Origin of the sequence: uncultured Altererythrobacter sp., assembly GCF_913057185.1 — a bacterium.
GTDB lineage: Bacteria > Pseudomonadota > Alphaproteobacteria > Sphingomonadales > Sphingomonadaceae > Erythrobacter > Erythrobacter rubellus.
The window spans coordinates 60,103-76,268 of the sequence record NZ_CAJXNK010000002.1; the positions used below are offsets into that span (position 1 = coordinate 60,103).

Annotated in this window: 16 protein-coding genes and 1 tRNA gene; 8 read left to right on the plus strand and 9 right to left on the minus strand. The window is 58.0% G+C overall.

Features of this window, described 5'->3' with window-relative positions:
- Positions 1 to 368: 368 nt before the first annotated feature.
- Positions 369 to 1,334, plus strand: coding sequence for an aspartate carbamoyltransferase catalytic subunit (locus tag QZ487_RS08095; RefSeq protein ID WP_296025310.1), 966 nt, complete (start codon positions 369 to 371; stop codon positions 1,332 to 1,334).
- Entirely contained in the window at positions 1,331 to 2,560 is a 1,230-nt protein-coding gene (locus QZ487_RS08100; protein ID WP_296024179.1) for a dihydroorotase family protein, read from the plus strand. The genes QZ487_RS08095 and QZ487_RS08100 overlap by 4 nt, the downstream gene beginning before the upstream one ends.
- Positions 2,561 to 2,629: 69 nt before the next feature.
- Here QZ487_RS08100 and QZ487_RS08105 read toward each other — a convergent pair whose 3' ends face one another.
- From QZ487_RS08105 to QZ487_RS08120, 4 genes are read right to left on the minus strand one after another with little or no spacing between them, the layout of a single operon-like run.
- Positions 2,630 to 2,857 (minus strand): SPOR domain-containing protein, encoded by a 228-nt coding sequence (locus QZ487_RS08105; protein ID WP_285977010.1) that lies wholly within the window; start codon positions 2,855 to 2,857, stop codon positions 2,630 to 2,632.
- Between the two features lie 29 nt (positions 2,858 to 2,886).
- The gene (locus QZ487_RS08110) at positions 2,887 to 3,978 is read right to left on the minus strand and encodes an SPOR domain-containing protein (RefSeq protein WP_296024181.1); all 1,092 of its coding nucleotides are present in this window, start codon (positions 3,976 to 3,978) and stop codon (positions 2,887 to 2,889) included.
- 31 nt (positions 3,979 to 4,009) lie between these two features.
- Entirely contained in the window at positions 4,010 to 4,465 is a 456-nt protein-coding gene (locus QZ487_RS08115; RefSeq protein ID WP_285975700.1) for a hypothetical protein, read from the minus strand.
- 15 nt (positions 4,466 to 4,480) lie between these two features.
- A complete protein-coding gene (locus tag QZ487_RS08120) occupies positions 4,481 to 5,197 on the minus strand; it encodes a ParA family protein (protein WP_296024184.1) in 717 nt (238 codons plus the stop codon).
- A gap of 172 nt (positions 5,198 to 5,369) precedes the next feature.
- Here QZ487_RS08120 and QZ487_RS08125 point away from each other — a divergent pair, with 172 nt between their 5' ends.
- The 4 genes from QZ487_RS08125 to QZ487_RS08140 all read left to right on the plus strand — a co-directional run bounded on the left by QZ487_RS08125 (position 5,370) and on the right by QZ487_RS08140 (position 8,208).
- Complete coding sequence (locus QZ487_RS08125; protein WP_296024187.1) at positions 5,370 to 6,641, plus strand: DUF418 domain-containing protein; 1,272 nt, start codon at positions 5,370 to 5,372, stop codon at positions 6,639 to 6,641.
- Between the two features lie 93 nt (positions 6,642 to 6,734).
- Complete coding sequence (locus QZ487_RS08130; RefSeq protein WP_285975697.1) at positions 6,735 to 6,923, plus strand: (2Fe-2S)-binding protein; 189 nt, start codon at positions 6,735 to 6,737, stop codon at positions 6,921 to 6,923.
- Positions 6,924 to 7,052: 129 nt separating this feature from the next.
- Positions 7,053 to 7,535, plus strand: coding sequence for a bacterioferritin (gene bfr / locus QZ487_RS08135; protein WP_296024188.1), 483 nt, complete (start codon positions 7,053 to 7,055; stop codon positions 7,533 to 7,535).
- Between the two features lie 208 nt (positions 7,536 to 7,743).
- Positions 7,744 to 8,208 (plus strand): hypothetical protein, encoded by a 465-nt coding sequence (locus QZ487_RS08140; protein WP_285975695.1) that lies wholly within the window; start codon positions 7,744 to 7,746, stop codon positions 8,206 to 8,208.
- 47 nt (positions 8,209 to 8,255) lie between these two features.
- Here the strand turns inward: QZ487_RS08140 and QZ487_RS08145 are convergent, their stop codons facing one another.
- The 3 genes from QZ487_RS08145 to QZ487_RS08155 are packed head-to-tail and all read right to left on the minus strand — an operon-like array spanning position 8,256 to position 10,561.
- Complete coding sequence (locus QZ487_RS08145; protein ID WP_296024191.1) at positions 8,256 to 8,774, minus strand: DUF2721 domain-containing protein; 519 nt, start codon at positions 8,772 to 8,774, stop codon at positions 8,256 to 8,258.
- The gene (gene der / locus QZ487_RS08150) at positions 8,771 to 10,210 is read right to left on the minus strand and encodes a ribosome biogenesis GTPase Der (protein WP_296024193.1); all 1,440 of its coding nucleotides are present in this window, start codon (positions 10,208 to 10,210) and stop codon (positions 8,771 to 8,773) included. Before der ends, QZ487_RS08145 begins: the two co-directional genes overlap by 4 nt.
- A 54-nt stretch (positions 10,211 to 10,264) precedes the next feature.
- Positions 10,265 to 10,561 carry a DUF3297 family protein gene (locus QZ487_RS08155; protein ID WP_285975692.1) on the minus strand — a complete coding sequence of 99 codons (297 nt, stop codon included), beginning with the start codon at positions 10,559 to 10,561 and terminating at the stop codon, positions 10,265 to 10,267.
- Positions 10,562 to 10,690: 129 nt separating this feature from the next.
- On the opposite strand from QZ487_RS08155, the gene QZ487_RS08160 reads away from it, so the two are divergent.
- A tRNA-Leu gene (locus tag QZ487_RS08160) sits at positions 10,691 to 10,775 on the plus strand.
- Positions 10,776 to 10,847: 72 nt separating this feature from the next.
- Positions 10,848 to 12,398, plus strand: a complete 1,551-nt coding sequence (gene tig, locus QZ487_RS08165; RefSeq protein ID WP_296024196.1) for a trigger factor — start codon at positions 10,848 to 10,850, stop codon at positions 12,396 to 12,398.
- A 23-nt stretch (positions 12,399 to 12,421) separates the two neighbouring features.
- Here the strand turns inward: tig and QZ487_RS08170 are convergent, their stop codons facing one another.
- Both QZ487_RS08170 and QZ487_RS08175 read right to left on the minus strand, forming a co-directional pair.
- On the minus strand, positions 12,422 to 13,912 hold the full coding sequence (locus tag QZ487_RS08170) for an amidase (RefSeq protein ID WP_296024198.1): 1,491 nt from the start codon (positions 13,910 to 13,912) through the stop codon (positions 12,422 to 12,424).
- A 45-nt stretch (positions 13,913 to 13,957) separates the two neighbouring features.
- A complete protein-coding gene (locus QZ487_RS08175; protein ID WP_296024200.1) occupies positions 13,958 to 16,087 on the minus strand; it encodes a TonB-dependent receptor plug domain-containing protein in 2,130 nt (709 codons plus the stop codon).
- Positions 16,088 to 16,166: the final 79 nt, after the last annotated feature.

Sequence of the window (16,166 nt, forward strand, 5' to 3'; positions counted from 1 at the left end):
AACTAGGGCGCGCGCTGCAAATTTCCACCTTCTTTCGCCGAATATGCCGTCGAGTGCGCAATATGGTTCGTTCAACAGCTTGAGCGGTGGATTGTGCCGATTCAGGCTGGACGGTTGGATAAATCCAACTTAAAGGGCGCCATATGCACGATTTGCTCTTTGAAATTGAACAATTCTGCCAGCGAAATGACATGTCGGAAACGCGTTTCGGCGAGCTGGCGATGAACGACAAGCCGTTCGTATCGCAATTGAAGGCAGGCCGTGATTTGCGCGGCAGCACAGCCACGAAGTTGCGCGAATTCATAGCGGGATACGAGGCAAATCAACCTGCCGCGGCTCACAGTTCGGGCAGGTTTCCGGCCGGGCGAATGGCGTTTCCGCATCGCGGATTGCTGGGCATCGGACACCTGGAGCGCCACGAGATTCTTTATGTGCTGGATCAGGCGGAACAATGGATCCGTCTGAACCGCCAGCGGAGCAAGCACAGCGATCTGCTGTCAGGCCTGACCATTATCAATGCCTTCTTCGAAAATTCAACGCGAACGCTGCTGAGCTTCGAAATCGCGGGCAAGCGCCTGGGCGCGGATGTTGTCAATATGCATGCCGCGCAATCGAGCGTGAAGAAGGGTGAGACGCTGATCGACACGGCAATCACTTTGAATGCCATGCGCCCCGATGCAATTGTTATCCGCCATGCTTCCAGCGGCGCGACCCAGTTGATTGCTGACAAGGTCGATTGCCCGGTGCTCAATGCCGGTGATGGCCAGCACGAACACCCGACGCAGGCACTGCTGGATGCGCTCGCGCTGCGACATGCCTTGCAGGCGCGCGGTGAGACGGCGGAGGATTTCACCGGGCTCACGATCACGATATGCGGGGACATTCTGCACAGCCGTGTCGCGCGGTCCAACCTTCTGTGTCTGCAAGCTCTCGGAGCGACTGTACGCTTGTGCGCTCCTCCCGCGCTTATGCCGGCAAATGTCGAGGCGATAGGAGCAGAGCCGTTTCATGATTTCGATGCAGCGCTGTCGGGCAGTGATGTGGTGATGATGCTGCGTTTGCAGACTGAGCGGATGCAGGGGCAGTTCATCCCTTCCGCGCGCGAATATCATCATTTGTACGGCCTGACCGAGGAACGATTGAAGCGCGCGGCGCCAGATGCGCTGGTGATGCATCCGGGGCCCATGAACCGGGGTGTAGAGATCGACAGCGATGTAGCGGACATGATCGATCGTTCAATCATCACACGGCAGGTTGAAATGGGCGTTGCGGTACGCATGGCATGCCTTGATATCCTGACGCGCGAGACGCGCGGTGTGGAGAGCTGGGCATGAAGCAGGCTTCACCCATCACAATTACAAACGGACGCGTCGTTACTGGCGAGGGCGTGAAAGAGGGGGTGGTTCGCCTGGTGGCCGGGCTGATCGATGCGCTAGGCGATATCGCACCGCAAGATGGCGACGAGATCGTCGATGCGAGGGGACGGGTGATCGCTCCGGGGCTGGTCGATCTGAGTGTATTCGCTGTCGACAAGCCCGCGTTCCATTTCGGCGGGATTACACGCGCGGCTTTGATGCCAGACCAATCCCCCCCGCTCGATTTGCCGAGCCGGGTCAGCTATATCGCGAAGAGCGGGAAGCCTGACCTTTGGGTGCATCCGCTCGCGGCAGCCACACGTGACTTGGGCGGTCAGCAATTGGCAGAACTGGGCCTGATGAAAGAGGCCGGCGCGCGCGGCCTTTCGACCGGTCGCGGCTGGATCGCAGACAGCGGCGTGATGCTGCGGTTGATGCAATATGCCGCCATGCTGGACCTGGTCGTGGTAAGTCATGCCGAGGACAGCGGACTGGCCGGAGATGCCGCTGCGACGGCTGGCGAAATGGCGAGCCGGCTGGGATTGCCCAGCGCGCCCGCCGAAGCCGAAGTGCTGGCGGTGGCGCGCGACATCGCGCTGGCCGAGATGAGCAGCGCGCGACTGCATATCCGCCAGGTTACCACCGCAGCTGCGCTTGATCTGGTGCGCGCGGCGAAGGCGCGCGGCGTTGCCGTTACCGCAGGTGTAACACCGGCGCACTTTATGCTCTCAGACTTGGCGACCGCTGAATTTCGCACGTTTGCGCGGCTTTCGCCTCCCTTGCGCAGCGAGCCTGATCGTCAGGCGGTCATAGCGGCGATTGCAGACGGGACGATTGACGTGATCGCTTCAGGGCATGATCCGCGCGGGCCCGAGGACAAGCGCCTGCCGTTTTCCGATGCCGAACCCGGCATGGCGGGGGCGGAGACCCTTTTGCCGCTGACCATGACATTGGTGCGCGATGAAGTGATTGATCTTGGTCGCGCTTTTGCGCTTCTGGCCGGCAATCCGGCGAAGATCCTGGGCGTTGATGCGGGCGAAATTACCCCCGGAAATCAGGCGGACATCGCGTTAATCGATCCTGAGAAGCCCTGGATTGTCGATAGCGCAAAAATGTCTGCTAGCGCCGGCAATACGCCGTTTGACAAACAGCCGATGCAAGGCCGCGCAACCGCGCTTTGGAAAGGCGGGAAGCGGCTGTTCTAGCCAACAAAGCAAAACCCCCGAGCGCCTTCGCACCCGGGGGTTATTCTCGCTGGAGAGAGAAGCTCTTGGTTAGCGTGAAGACAAGCGAACACCGCGATCAATTGCGCCTGGCAACGGGCTGCTTTCGGCATGTGCGATGCAGCCGGCACCACCGGCCTTTAAAGTTGCACACATCGAAGCCGCACCACGCGCGCTGAATCCAGCGGCGGCTACACGGTAGTAGGTTTTGCCATCGACTTCAGCCTGGGTGATCACGAGATCGCGGCCGTCAAGCTGTGAATGGCGGCTTTGATAGATCGACCATGCACGCTCGGCTGCGTCACTGGTTAGAAGCTGCCAAGCTGGTCAAGATGCGTGCCATCGGTGGCGTTGCTTGTCGCTGCCATAGGGCGTTGTGAGGTGTTGGCCGCCCAACGCGAGGCAGGTTTGCGACCTGCCGCTTGATAGTTGGCGGGCAATTCCTGAACCACCGGGTTCGAAACCACGCGTGCGGTAGCGACCTGAGGTGTTGGCGCATAGGCCACCTGAACTTGCTCAGCAGCTGCAACCTTCTCCGGTCGAGCGGGTGCTGCGATCAGAGTCGAAACAACGTCCGCGTCAACTGCGGCCAGTTCGGTGCTTTGTGTGTCTGCAACCGCCACCTGAGGTTCGACTGCATCTTGTGCAGCTTGTGCAACCATCACATCCTGGCTCGGGAAGTTGCCCAAAGCGAGCTGAATGGGTTGACCAGCATCATATGTTGGCGTGACATCAAGCAGTTTTGCGACGCGCGTTTGGAAAGCTTCCGAGCGGGTCTGTTCTGCCCATTCGGCGATGCGTTCGGAAACCAAATTGGCCGGCACATCTTCGGCAGCCATCACACGAGCCGCGCGCCAGTCGCCCGACAGCGCATAGGCGTAGGCCAGATTCTGGCGAACCTTGGCTGTGTTCTGACCACCGCGCAGTGCATTACTGAGAACGCGAACGCCATCACGTGGTTCGCCTGCCAGAGCAAGTGCCAGACCGCGGTCAGCGTGATCGAGCTGGCCTTCATACTGGTCCAGTATGCGGATCGCTTCGGCATTGTTGCCTAGTGCAGTCTGCGCCAGCGCATAGCTCAGAACCGTGCGGTTGTCGGTGTCGCCAAGAGCAAGCGCGTCACCAAAACTTGTCGCCGCAGCCTGAAACCGGCCGGCTTCAAGATAGGCCGCACCAAGCAGGGCACGGTTTGACGCATTGCGTGGATCGGCCAAGACAGCGGCTTCCGCATACTCAACCGCTTTGGCAGCCTTGCCCTTTTCAATCGCAGCCTGCGCCTTTGCAAGCGAAACAGAAGCGGGCGGCGCGGCAGAAGTCGTGCAACCGGCAAGTGCGACGCTGACCAGCGCGGTGCTGAGTGCGAATGCAATCTTTGGCGTGTTGTGTGCGGTCTTGCTCATGAGGGCTTTCCCTTGCTCTTGCTCAAATCACTCAATGCTGCGGCATTTGCGCGTCAAGAGCGTCCAGTTCCTTGATCTCGTTCAGAAGCGAATCGAGAGCATCAGTCACAATCTGCTGTGCGCTTTGACCCTTGATGGTCGAAGCCAGGCGCAGTTTGAGGTGACGCTCAGCATCCAGGCACAGCGTGAATGCAGCGCGTTTGCCTTGCTTGAGAGCGCTCTTGCGAACGGCTGTTGTATTGGCGGGCGCGGCGATCTTCTTGGCTAGCGTCAGAACCGGTGCGTCATCTGCATCGTCCGAGGCCGGTGAAATCGGCACGACATTGGACAGCTCATCGCCGCCCATATCGTTCCAGCCCAGATCTTCGAGCGCTTCTGCGGTGGCAGTTGCGATCGGCAGTCCTGATTGCCGACGCATGGCGGGTTTTGCGCCACCTTTGCGTGCAAGCAGCGACTGATTGAGAGAGGCTAATGTGGCTTCAGACATGGCCAGCGCCTCCGCTTACTGTGCTACGCGGCGGCTGAAACCGCCAGCCGGACGATGTGCGCTTGCAACTTGCGGCTGTGTGCCGGGCGCTGCGAATACGGTGCGACGGAAGTTCTTCTCAAGACGATCCGAGATATATTTCCAAAGCGCGGTCATTTCTGCAGCGCTGCGGCCCTCCGGATCGACTTCCATGACTGTGCGGCCATCAATCATTGATGCAGCAAAGTCTGTGCGGTGGTGCAGAGTGATCGGAGCGACTGTGCCATGCTGTGACAAGGCAACCGCAGCTTCCGAAGTGATTTTTGCTTTCGGGGTTGCTGCGTTGACTACGAATACCAGCGGTTTGCCGGCACGTTCACACAGATCAATCGTCGCACCAACAGCGTGCAGATCGTGCGTGCTTGGGCGAGTTGGCACAACAATCAGTTCAGCAACGCTAATCACTGACTGGATCGCCATGGTAATCGCTGGCGGCGTGTCGATCACTGCAAGCTTGAAGCCCTGCTGGCGCAGAACCTGAAGATCGTTGGCAAGACGCGCTACTGTTGTTTGAGCAAAAGCAGGATATTCCGCTTCGCGCTCGTTCCACCAATCAGCCAGCGAGCCCTGTGGATCGATATCGATAAGTACGACTGGCCCAGCGCCTGCGCGCTGTGCCTGTACGGCAAGGTGCCCTGACAGGGTAGTTTTACCCGATCCGCCTTTCTGCGATGCTAATGTTAGTACTCGCAACGCCTTAATCCCACTGGTTAGCCCTTAGGTTGGTGCCGCAAATGCGACTTCTGGATACGGGGATCGCAGGATACCGTTATTTTTAGGTTAACTTGGACCGATTGGTTGGCTCTTTGCTTGTGCCGAAAGCCTGTTAAGTTGGCTTCCGAAAAAGGGGCAAAGGGAGATCCTTGTGGCCGATCAAGCGGTAACTCCGGATTTGGAGGCGGCTGCGCACGCCCGGCTTGCAGAGCGTATCGGCAGCCTTGATCTGATGCGCGGGATTGCCGTGCTTGGCATTCTGGCTGCGAACATTGTTGCCTTCGGGCAGCCGTTTAGCGCTTACATGTTCCCTGAAACATTCCTTGTTCCCGCTGGAGACGATGGCGGCTGGATGTGGATCGCACAATTTGTGCTGATCGACGGAAAGATGCGCGGGATATTTACAGTCCTGTTCGGCGTGGGGCTGTATCTGTTTATGGAGCGGGCCTGGGCAAGGGGGCAAACGCGCTGGCTGCAAGCGCGGCGGCTATTCTTCCTAATGTTGTTCGGAATGGTGCATTTCTTCTTCATCTGGCGCGGTGACATTCTGTTCTACTACGCTGTGATTGGGTTCATCGCGCTATTGTGTTTGGGCTGGAGCCCCAAGGACCAGCTCAAGGTGGGGTTGCTCGGCTATTTTGCCGGCGCAATATTTTATGCGCTCATGATGTTGCCGCTGCACTTTATTGCCGACACGTCATTCGGCCAGAATGTGGCGATGGCTGAAACCCGCGTCGGGCTTGAAGAAGGTAAGCAAGAGACGCTTGCGGATGATGTGATCGAATCCGGGTTGAAGCAATCAGGCGATTACATCGGGTTTGTCGAGCACCGCTTTTCAGAGCACTGGTTCGAGCCGCTGACCAACGTGCTGTTCTTTGGACTGGAATCGCTGCCGCTGATGCTGATCGGGATGGGGCTTTATCGGCTTGGGTTCTTCAATGGAGGCATTGATCCAGGCCGGATGCGGTTCTGGGGCTGGATCGGCTTTTTAGGAGGCGGTCTACTGCACCTTTTGATCGGCCTATGGGTCCAATCGATCGGATTTACCTATTATGGCACGCTCGTGGCATTCGTGGGGGTCAGTCCACTACCGCGCCTGATGATGGTGATCGGGATCATGGCCTTGCTGGCCGTCTACGGGCCAGGCTGGAAGGGATGGCTCGCGCAACGCTTTGCTGCGGCCGGGCGCGCAGCGTTCACAAACTACCTCGGCACATCGATTCTGATGCTGCTTGTATTCCATGGCTGGGCGCTGGGTCTTTTTGGTGAGCTCAATCGACCGCAGCTCTATCTGGTCGTTCTGTCCGCATGGATTGTCATCCTGGCGTGGTCCAAGCCGTGGCTTGAGCGTTATCGCTACGGTCCGCTTGAGTGGCTGTGGAGATGTCTGAACTATAGGAAGATGTTTCCGTTGAAGAGGTGACCCTAGTCCACAGGCAAGCACCTTTCTCCTTGCTATTGAGAATAATTCGCATATCCTCGTTCTTGCGAATCACTCGCAGGAGATTGCTGTCCGATGTACGTTTGCATCTGCAATGCGATTAAAGAGGCCGACTTGCGTCAGATGGCGCGCAAAACGTCCGGCGATGCCGAAGCGGCCTATGCGGCATTGGGTAAAAGGCCCAATTGCGGAACCTGCCTGAGCGATGCGGATGCGATCCTCTTTGAAGAGCGCGAGCTCAGTTGCAAATCAGTCGCAGCATAAGCTGACTGCGTGCTAGTGATTATCGCTCTCAAGTAGCGGAAATCCGACAATTTTTCATGGTATCGCCTTGTCCGCGAGGCGCGGTTGGGGCATATAAGCGCGCAATCGGTCTCAAACAGGAGTATCGCCATGAAGGGCGACGCAACAGTCATCGAATATCTCAACAAGGCGCTCACGAACGAGCTGACCGCGATCAATCAATATTGGTTGCATTATCGCGTGCTTGACGATTGGGGCGTGACGAAACTTGCCGCTTACGAACGCAAGGAATCGATCGAAGAGATGGAGCACGCCGATGAACTGGCGGCACGCGTGTTGTTCCTGAACGGGCTGCCCAATTTTCAAGCGGTTCACAAGCTGCGCGTGGGTGAAACCGTCGAAGAAATTCTGAAAGCGGATATGGCGCTTGAAGAAGACGCGATCCCCCTGCTGCGCGATGCGGTCGAATATTGCGAGAAGGCGCGCGACTATGTGAGCCGCGATCTATTTGCGAAGATCCTCGACGCTGAAGAAGAGCACGTAGATTTCCTTGAAACCCAGTTCGACATGATCGAGCGGATGGGTCTAGAAAATTATGTGCAGCTCCAAAGTCAGGCGGCTGGCGAGGCTTAAGGAGAGTTGGTCCTCCGGCGGTTCTCCCAGGCTTTCATGCATGCCAACTGAAGGCTTCTTTCGGCAAACCAGATTGGAATCCATCAGCCCTTTTCCGTTGACTTGATTGGTTATCCTGTCACCTTCAAGTGTGGAGAGGGGTGATAGCTTGGGTAGCGCCCCTTCAGTTTTCTGGGTCGCTCAACCTGTTAATGATTGGAGTACACACATGCGAAAATTTAAATCAGTTGGTCTTGGACTGCTTGCCGCGTCCGCCGTGGCGTTTGCGACACCTGCTGCGGCTCAGCTTCAAGCTTGGGAGGATTATACCCCTCAGGAAACTGTAATTGAGCTGACCTATGTGAAGGTGGATGAGGGGCAGCTACCCTATTACCTAGAAGGCTTGCAGCAGACCTGGGTGAAAGCGAACGAAGTGGCCAAGCAGCTCGGCCAAATAACAGATTACGGTATCTACACCGTTCCTTATGGCGCGAACGAGGTGAACCTCGTGCTGCGGATCAACTATCCCAACATGGCGTCGCTTGATCCCGACAAGGCCGAGTATGAGAAGTTCATGGAAGCCTGGGGTGACACCAACATGGAAAGCAGCAACGAAACCGTAAGGGAGCTGTACAACAATATCCGCAAGATTAGAGGCACTTACATCCTGCGTGAGCTTGTAATGAACGACTGAACGGTAATACCGATCAATCCGGGCGGGGCAGCAATGCTCCGCCCTTTTTACGTATGGGGCTCGTCTTGTTCCTGCCCTGGTTGACTGCGGGCCACACGGTGGCCTTTCGCTGCTACCATCGTCTCGCGCGCGAAGTTGACTAGGCCTGTGAACAGCAGGGCCATCGTCAGGATCCAGGCCAGCGCGGCCAATGTCCCGATCTGAGGCTTGATGAAAGCGCTGATAAATAACAGCGCAATCACAACCGAAATCGTCAGCGCGGCAGAGGTGCTGAACATCACTGCGCGCTGCGCCAGTTGGCGGCGATGCCGCAGCCATTTCAATTCGTGTTCGGCGGTCGGGTTCTCTTTTCCGCGCATGCGCGCTTCGAGCCGTTCGATCCGCTCTGCAACCCAGATCAGCCGTGTCATCATCACATTCATGATCGCGCCAATACCGGCGAGCAAGAATGCCGGCGCAAGGCTTAGCCGCACAATTTCCTGCACCCGTAGCGTGCTTGATGTGCGCTCGAGCAAATCGCTTGCGATATTGCCGCTGCCCGAGGCTAGCAGGTCAAATACAATCATGTTTTCCCCGAGCTGCCACTGTAATTGCCGCCGCCACCGCGATTGGCGTTATACGGGTTCTTGGGGCTCTTCAACACGACCCGAACAGGAACCGCATCAAAGCCCAAATGTTTGCGGATGGAGTTCACCAGATAGCGTTCGTAGCTGGTGGGGAGCGATTCCAGCCGCGTACCGAACACCACGAAGCGCGGAGGTCGCGTACCGGCCTGCGTAATGTAACGCAGCTTGATCCGGCGGCCGCCTGGTGCTGGCGGCGGATTTGCCTCCATCGCATCGTCGAACCAGCGATTAAGCGCAGCGGTGGGTACACGTTTGGACCAGCTTTCGCGGATCTCGAACGCCGCGCGTAGCATGTCGTCCAAGCCCTTGCCGGTTTTCGCGCTGACTGCAAACAGCGGCAAGCCGCGTACCTGCGCCAAGCCATCGTCCAGCGCTCCGCGAATACCGTTGAACAGGGACGAAGGGTTCTCCGCGATATCCCACTTGTTGATCGCGATCATCAAAGCGCGGCCTTCTTGCAGCACCATGTCCGCGATCTTCAGATCCTGGTGCTCCAGGCCTTGAGTCGCATCGAGCAGCAACACGACCACTTCGGCAAAATCGACCGCGCGGCGCGCGTCGGCCACCGATAGCTTTTCCAGCTTTTCGGTTACATTGCGCTTCTTGCGCATGCCGGCGGTGTCGATCAGCCGGATTTCGCGCTCGCCCGGATCGTCCGGCCCTGCCTTGGGGTCGGTCCATTTCCAGTCGATCGCAATGGAATCGCGGGTGATCCCTGCTTCCGGACCAGTCAGCAGGCGATCCTCGCCCAACAACCGGTTGATCAAAGTGGATTTACCTGCATTCGGCCGCCCCACAATCGCCAGCTTGAGCGGGCCGAGCGGTGTCTCCTCACCCTCGCTCGCGGCGAATTTGGCAGCTGCCTCAGCCGCCTCGGATTTGGTTCCGATAATGGGCCACAGCGCGCCGAACAGGTCTGCAATACCTTCGCCATGTTCAGCAGACAGGGGAACCGGTTCGCCCAGTCCCAGAGAATAGCTTTCATAGACGCCGGCCTCGCCAGCTTTGCCCTCAGCCTTGTTGGCCACCAGCACCACAGGCACTTCCTGTTCGCGCAGCCAGCGTGCGATCTCTTCGTCGAGCGGGGTCAGGCCTGCACGCGCATCAATCACGAACATCGCTGCGTCTGCGCCTTCGATGCTGACCTCTGTCTGCATCCGCATCCGGCCGGGCAGGGTGTCCGGGTCTTCGTCTTCCCACCCAGCGGTATCGACCACAGTAAAAGTCATTCCCGCGACTTCTGCATCACCCATGCGCCGGTCACGCGTGACGCCCGGCTGGTCATCGACCAGCGCGAGTTTCTTTCCCACTAGCCGGTTGAACAGCGTGGACTTTCCGACATTGGGTCGGCCGATGATGATGACTTCGGGTTTCATTGCGCTACTGCCAATTGGCCCTTGCCGGCCGCAATGACAAGCAAGAGCGCGTGCTTAATCTTGTGTTTCGTCTTTTCGGGCCACCGGCGGATTGTCGCCCAGATCCTCGAACCAGGCTTCGACCGGACCGGTCAGCTTGATCGTCAACGGGTTACCTTTGCGGTCGACCGTCTTGCCTGCCTGCACGCGGACCCAACCTTCGGAAATGCAATATTCCTCAATGTCGGTGCGTACGCGATCCTTGAACCTGATGCCGACGCCGCGCTGCAATTGCTCGCCGTCGAAATACTCGCTGTGGGGATTGACCGACATGCGGTCAGGCGGGGTATTGTTCTGTGTCTCTTCAGTCATGCTGCGCGCCTTTAAAGCCGACTTGCCCTACTAACAAGCCAGTTCCGCTTGCCCTTTTGCGCCCGCCCGACTAATGGCGCACCCCTACATGCGTCGCAGGTTACTGCGCGCACGGCTTCGTTCGGGCTAGCGGGCGTGGCGGAATTGGTAGACGCGCTGGTTTTAGGTACCAGTATCGTAAGATGTGGGGGTTCGAGTCCCTTCGCCCGCACCAATTCGCCTGAACGTTGCCAATTACGTCGCATAGACACAGCGAAATTGTTGAAAAGGCTTCAGTTTTAATCCCATGCAGATCAAGGAAACCACCAATAAAGGCCTCAAGCGCGCCTATCAGCTGACCATTCCAGCTAAGGATATCGCAGCTAAAATCGAGGCTGAGGTCAAGAAGATCGCCCCGCAGGTAAAGATGCCCGGCTTCCGCCCTGGCAAGGTTCCTGCGAATCTCATCAAGAAGATGCATGGCGAACAGCTGCATGCGCAAACCGTGAACGATGTTATTCGCGAATCGGTCGATCAGTTGATGAAAGACAAAGAGCTGCGTCCGGCGATGCAGCCCAAGATCGAGCTGGGCGAAGGTTACGAAGAAGGCAAGGACGCTGAAATCGCAATCGAGCTGGAAGTGCTGCCGACTGTTGAAGTGCCATCAACCGATGGCCTGAAGCTTGAGCGTCTGGTTGTTCCGGTTGCCGATGAAGCGGTTAATGAAGCCGTTGCCAGCATCGCAGGCCAGAACAAGAGCTACAAGGATGCTGCGAAGAGCAAGAAGGCGGCAGAAGGTAATCAGCTGATCATCGATTTTGTTGGCAAGCTCGACGGTGTCGAATTTGAAGGCGGCAAGGCGGAAGGTGCGGCTCTGGTGATTGGCTCTGGCCAGTTCATACCCGGCTTTGAAGAGCAGCTGGTTGGCGTGAAGACCGGTGACCAGAAAACCATCACAGTCACCTTCCCGAAAGAGTATCAGGCCGAAAATCTGGCAGGCAAGGATGCCGAGTTCGACATCACTGTAAAACAGGTGAAGGTCGAAACAGAGACCAAGGTTGATGACGAGTTCGCTAAGAATCTCGGCCTCGACAGCCTCGACAAGCTCAAGGAATTGATGCGCGGCCAGCTGGAGCAGCAGACCGCCGGCCTTACCCGCACGCAGATGAAGCGCCAGCTTCTCGATACGCTGGCTGCTGGTCATGATTTCGAAGTGCCGGAAGGCATGGTCAACGCCGAGTTCGAACAGATCTGGGCGCAGCTTTTGCAGGAAGCTCAGCAGGAAGAAGATCCCGCTGCGGCGTTGAAGGAAATCGAAGCCGAGAAGGACGACTATCGCAAGATCGCCGAGCGCCGGGTGCGTTTGGGTCTGCTCCTTTCGGAAATCGGCCAGGCGAACAAAGTTGAGGTTTCCGCGCAGGAAATGAGCATGCTGATGCAGCAGGCTGCACAGCAGTATCGCCCGGAAGATCGCGAAAAGTTCATGCAGTATGTTCAGAGCGAGCCAATGGCTGCCGCTCAACTGCGCGCTCCGCTTTATGAAGATAAAGTCGTCGACTTCCTGTTCGACAAGGCAGAGGTGACCGAACGCGAAGTAACGCAAGAAGAGCTGGAAGCGGCGATCGAAGCGGAAGAAACTGCTGAAGCCAAGCCAGCCAAGAAGAAGCCAGCCGCCAAGAAGGCTCCGGCTAAGAAAGCTGACGACAAGAAGCCAGCCGCCAAGAAGGCGCCTGCCAAGAAAGCTCCGGCGAAAAAGGCGGACGACAAGCCAGCTGCGAAGAAGGCTCCTGCCAAGAAGGCTGCTGACAAGAAAGCGCCAGCAAAGAAGGCACCGGCCAAGAAGGCAGCGAAGAAGTAATCAACCGGAATGCCGGCGGCGGATTACTCTGCTGGTTTCCACGGATCGAATGAAGGCGTGGGCAGCTCGGCTGTCCGCGCCTTTTCATATGCAGCGCCTGCTTTCAGCACTTCGTGATCCTGCCACTTGCCGGCAAAGATGCTGAAGCCCACGGGCAAGCGCTCGACCGCACCCATTGGCACAGTGATATGGGGATAGCCTGCAATGGCGGGCAATGATCCTGCGCCCACGCCGCCGCCGAAATTGTCGCCGTTCACAAGATCTGTCGACCACGCGGGCCCGGTGGTCGGGGCGACCAGGAATTGGACGCCATGCTCTGCCAGCAAGCGGTCGATGCCGTCCTCGCGCGTCGCTTTGAGATTGGTCTCAAGCGCCTCGCGATAAGCCGCTTCATCGGTTGTTTCGAGCGCTTGTTCGAACAGATCCTGCCCGAACCAGCGCAGCTCCTTTTCTGAATTTTCGCGATTGAAGGTGACGATGTCTGCCAACGTATCGGGCATACTCCCGTCTTCGAGCGTGCCGAGATAGGCCGCCATGTCGCGTTGCAACTCGAATAACAGCACCGTTAAAGAGCGGCCCCAGAAATCGTCGGGCCAGTCGTACTCGATATCGATCAGCACTGCGCCTTGCGATTCGAGGTCAGAGAGTGCCTGCTCGAATAGCGCCGTCACTCCCGCCACATTGCCCACCTGATTGCGCATCACGCCGATGCGTACGCCGGCGAGCGAGAAATCGTCCAAGCCGGTGGTGAAGTCTGTTTTGTGCGTGTCTGCTTCTGCTGTCGCGGGATCAAGCGGGTCGCTACCCGCCATTGCGCTTAGCAAGAGCGCCGCGTCATGCACTGTCCGCGTCATCGGTCCGGCAGTATCCTGCGTCGCGCTGATCGGCACAACATGCGTGCGGCTGACCATTCCCACGGTCGCCTTGAAACCGACAATGCCGTTAACGCTGGCGGGACAAGTGATCGAGCCATTGGTCTCGGTTCCGATCGCGGCCCAGGCAAAGCCCGCGGCAATCGCTGCGCCGCTGCCCGACGACGAGCCGCAGGCGTTGCGGTCGGTTGCGTGCGGATTGCGCGTCAACCCGCCAATCGCGCTCCATCCGCTGGTGGAACGGTTGTCGCGAATGTTTGCCCATTCGCTCAAGTTGGTCTTGCCCATGATCACGCCGCCATTTGCGCGGATATTGGCAATCAGCGGAGCATCGCGGCCAGTCGCATTGTTTCTTAATGCCAGCGATCCTGCGGTGGTCGGCCATTCGAATGTTTCGATATTGTCCTTCACCAGCACTGTGCGCCCGTCGAGTGGCATGCCAGCTTCGCTCGCCTCGTTGGCATAATTGGGCCCCTCTGGCTCATAAACGATGACAGCATTCAGTTGCGGCCCAGCATCATCCAGCGCCGCTATGCGCGCCAGTTGCTGCTGCGCTTCGGCAGCTGCATCGTATGGCTCGTCGGCCAGGACGGGAGAAGCAAGGAGTACGAGCGCCAGCGCGGCGGCGGTTGTATGTCTCATGTACGGCACACTGCCACGTGCGCGGGGCGATGCAAGAGCGAGCGTCTAAAAATTCCCGCTGACGTTGAAGCGCAAGATCGGGCCTTCGCGAAAACTTCGGTCTTCGGTGAATTGCACAATGCCATTGGTGCGCGGGCCATCAAAGACGGTTCGAAATTCCTCGTCTCGAGCGCCAAGCAGATTCGCGACCTCCAGATTGACGGTCAAACCAAAGACATCCTTGTGCTCTACAAAGGCGCTGAGGCGATTAGGCAGATCGCGCTGAAGGCGCACTTGGGAAAGGCGGAAACTTGGCCGATCGCGATTATATTCGAACCCGCCGCCATAGGCCCAGTTGCTACCGGGAACGTCGTGGCGAAAATCAATCTCCACCTCGCGGTCACGTCCGCCGGAAAAGTCACGCAGTCGGCCTGTCAGAGGGTCGCGGACTTCGCCTTCTTCATACTCCAGCCGGATATCAAGCTGTGCGCCGCGCCACCCGATAGGGTCGAGCTGCAGTGTCGTTGTCCATTCAATCTCCGTGCGACGGGCGCTGGCTATATTGCCGCGGGATTCTCCGCCGCCGGCTAGCGGGATGATGTCGGTGAAATCATCAATCCAGCGCTTTTCGAAGAACAACGTGGTCGTGCCCCACGGCCCCAAGGTCTTGCTGATCTCTGCAACGACCTCCCATGTCTGGGACGGGACAAGCTGATTGTTGCCTGTGTTTTCATTGTCTTCATCGAGTTCGATCTCAGCGAGGAAATCACCAAAATCCAGTTGCCCGACGCGTCGCTCGATTCCAAGCGAGATATCCAATCCGGTCTCGGGCTGCCACCCGAGCGAAAATGCACCTTTGGGCCGCTGAAACGTGCGAGAATTTGCCGCGCTACCGGTTTGCTCGATCCTGGAGTATTCGCCGCCAGCCGATATCTGCAGTGCAAGCTTGCCGGTCAATTGCTTGCTATAGCTGAGTATGCTTTCGTAGCGCTCTTCCGTGACGCCGCCCGTTCCGTTTGGAAAGGCGATCTCGTTGAAGTCGCCCTCGTCATCGATTTCGAACAGTCGCGAAACCCGGTCGAGACGGTTGAAGGCCGCTTCGCCGGCAAGCTGCCAGTCCCCGCCCAGCATCGGCCAGTTGTACTCAAACCGGGCGATCCGCTCTCCTTCACCGCCAGTCTGCACAAAACGACTGCCAGATGTGCCCCCGGTCGCTAGCGATGTATCGATCACAACACTTTTGATCTCTTCGGTGTCGTAGGCTTCGAGTCCGATCAGCTTGAGCCGACCGGCGCCCAAGTCGAAACTGATATCGCCGCTGATTTCATACTCCGGCGTGGAACCGCGACGCGAGTTGATGCGCGCAATCTGCGAACCATCGGCTAATTGCCGATCTTCGTCTTCGACACGCTCGAAGAAGGTATGACCGAAATAGGCATTGACGTTTGCGATTGTCCCATTGCCAAAATCATAGCCAAGCGCGGTTGAAACACGCGGCAAGTCAGATGCTCCGACCCGCACGACGTCGCGTCGCTCGCTCAGGTCCCCAAATCCATAAGCGAAGAAGGAAGGCCCCGTGCCGCCAAACCGGCTGTTGTTATTCTCGAAGGCAAATGTGTAATCGAGCGCGCCTGTGCTGCCCGAAATGGAGATTTCTCCGCCATACCATTCCGGATCGACTTCGGTTGTGCGCACCGCGCCCTCCCAAGTAAACTGGCCGGAAATTCCGCCTGACTCGACGATCACATTGGCGACTTGTCCGGTAAGACCCGGAATATCCAGTGCTGTCCCATCGACAATTTCGATACGGATCACTTTTCCAGCGGGTATGCGGCGGAGTTGATCCTGCGCACCTTCAGATTTGCTGGTTAGACGCTGTCCGTTGACAAGGACATTCTCATTCGCTTGGCCAAAGCCGCGTCCGCTGTTTCCACCGCCGCCGCCTTGCAACAAGAATCCCGGCACCTGTCGCAGCATATCGAGTGCGTTGCGAGGGGCGAATCGTTCGAAATAGTCCGGCTCGAAGACGCGGCCATCCATGGTCGCAGCCGGAGCACCCGGCTCGCGCGAAGACGCTGTGACAGCGTTTGCTTCGCTTGCAAGTGCGGCGTTCGACCATGCCAATGGCATCGCACTGGCAGCAAGCAGGGCCCGGCGAAGATCTAGGCGATACGTGATGATTCCAGTTCCCTTCAAGCCGCGCTGTTGCCGAAGGACAAGATTTATTGAACCCACCGTCGACCGGTAGTTCTCGCCATCCGACGAACGGCGATGG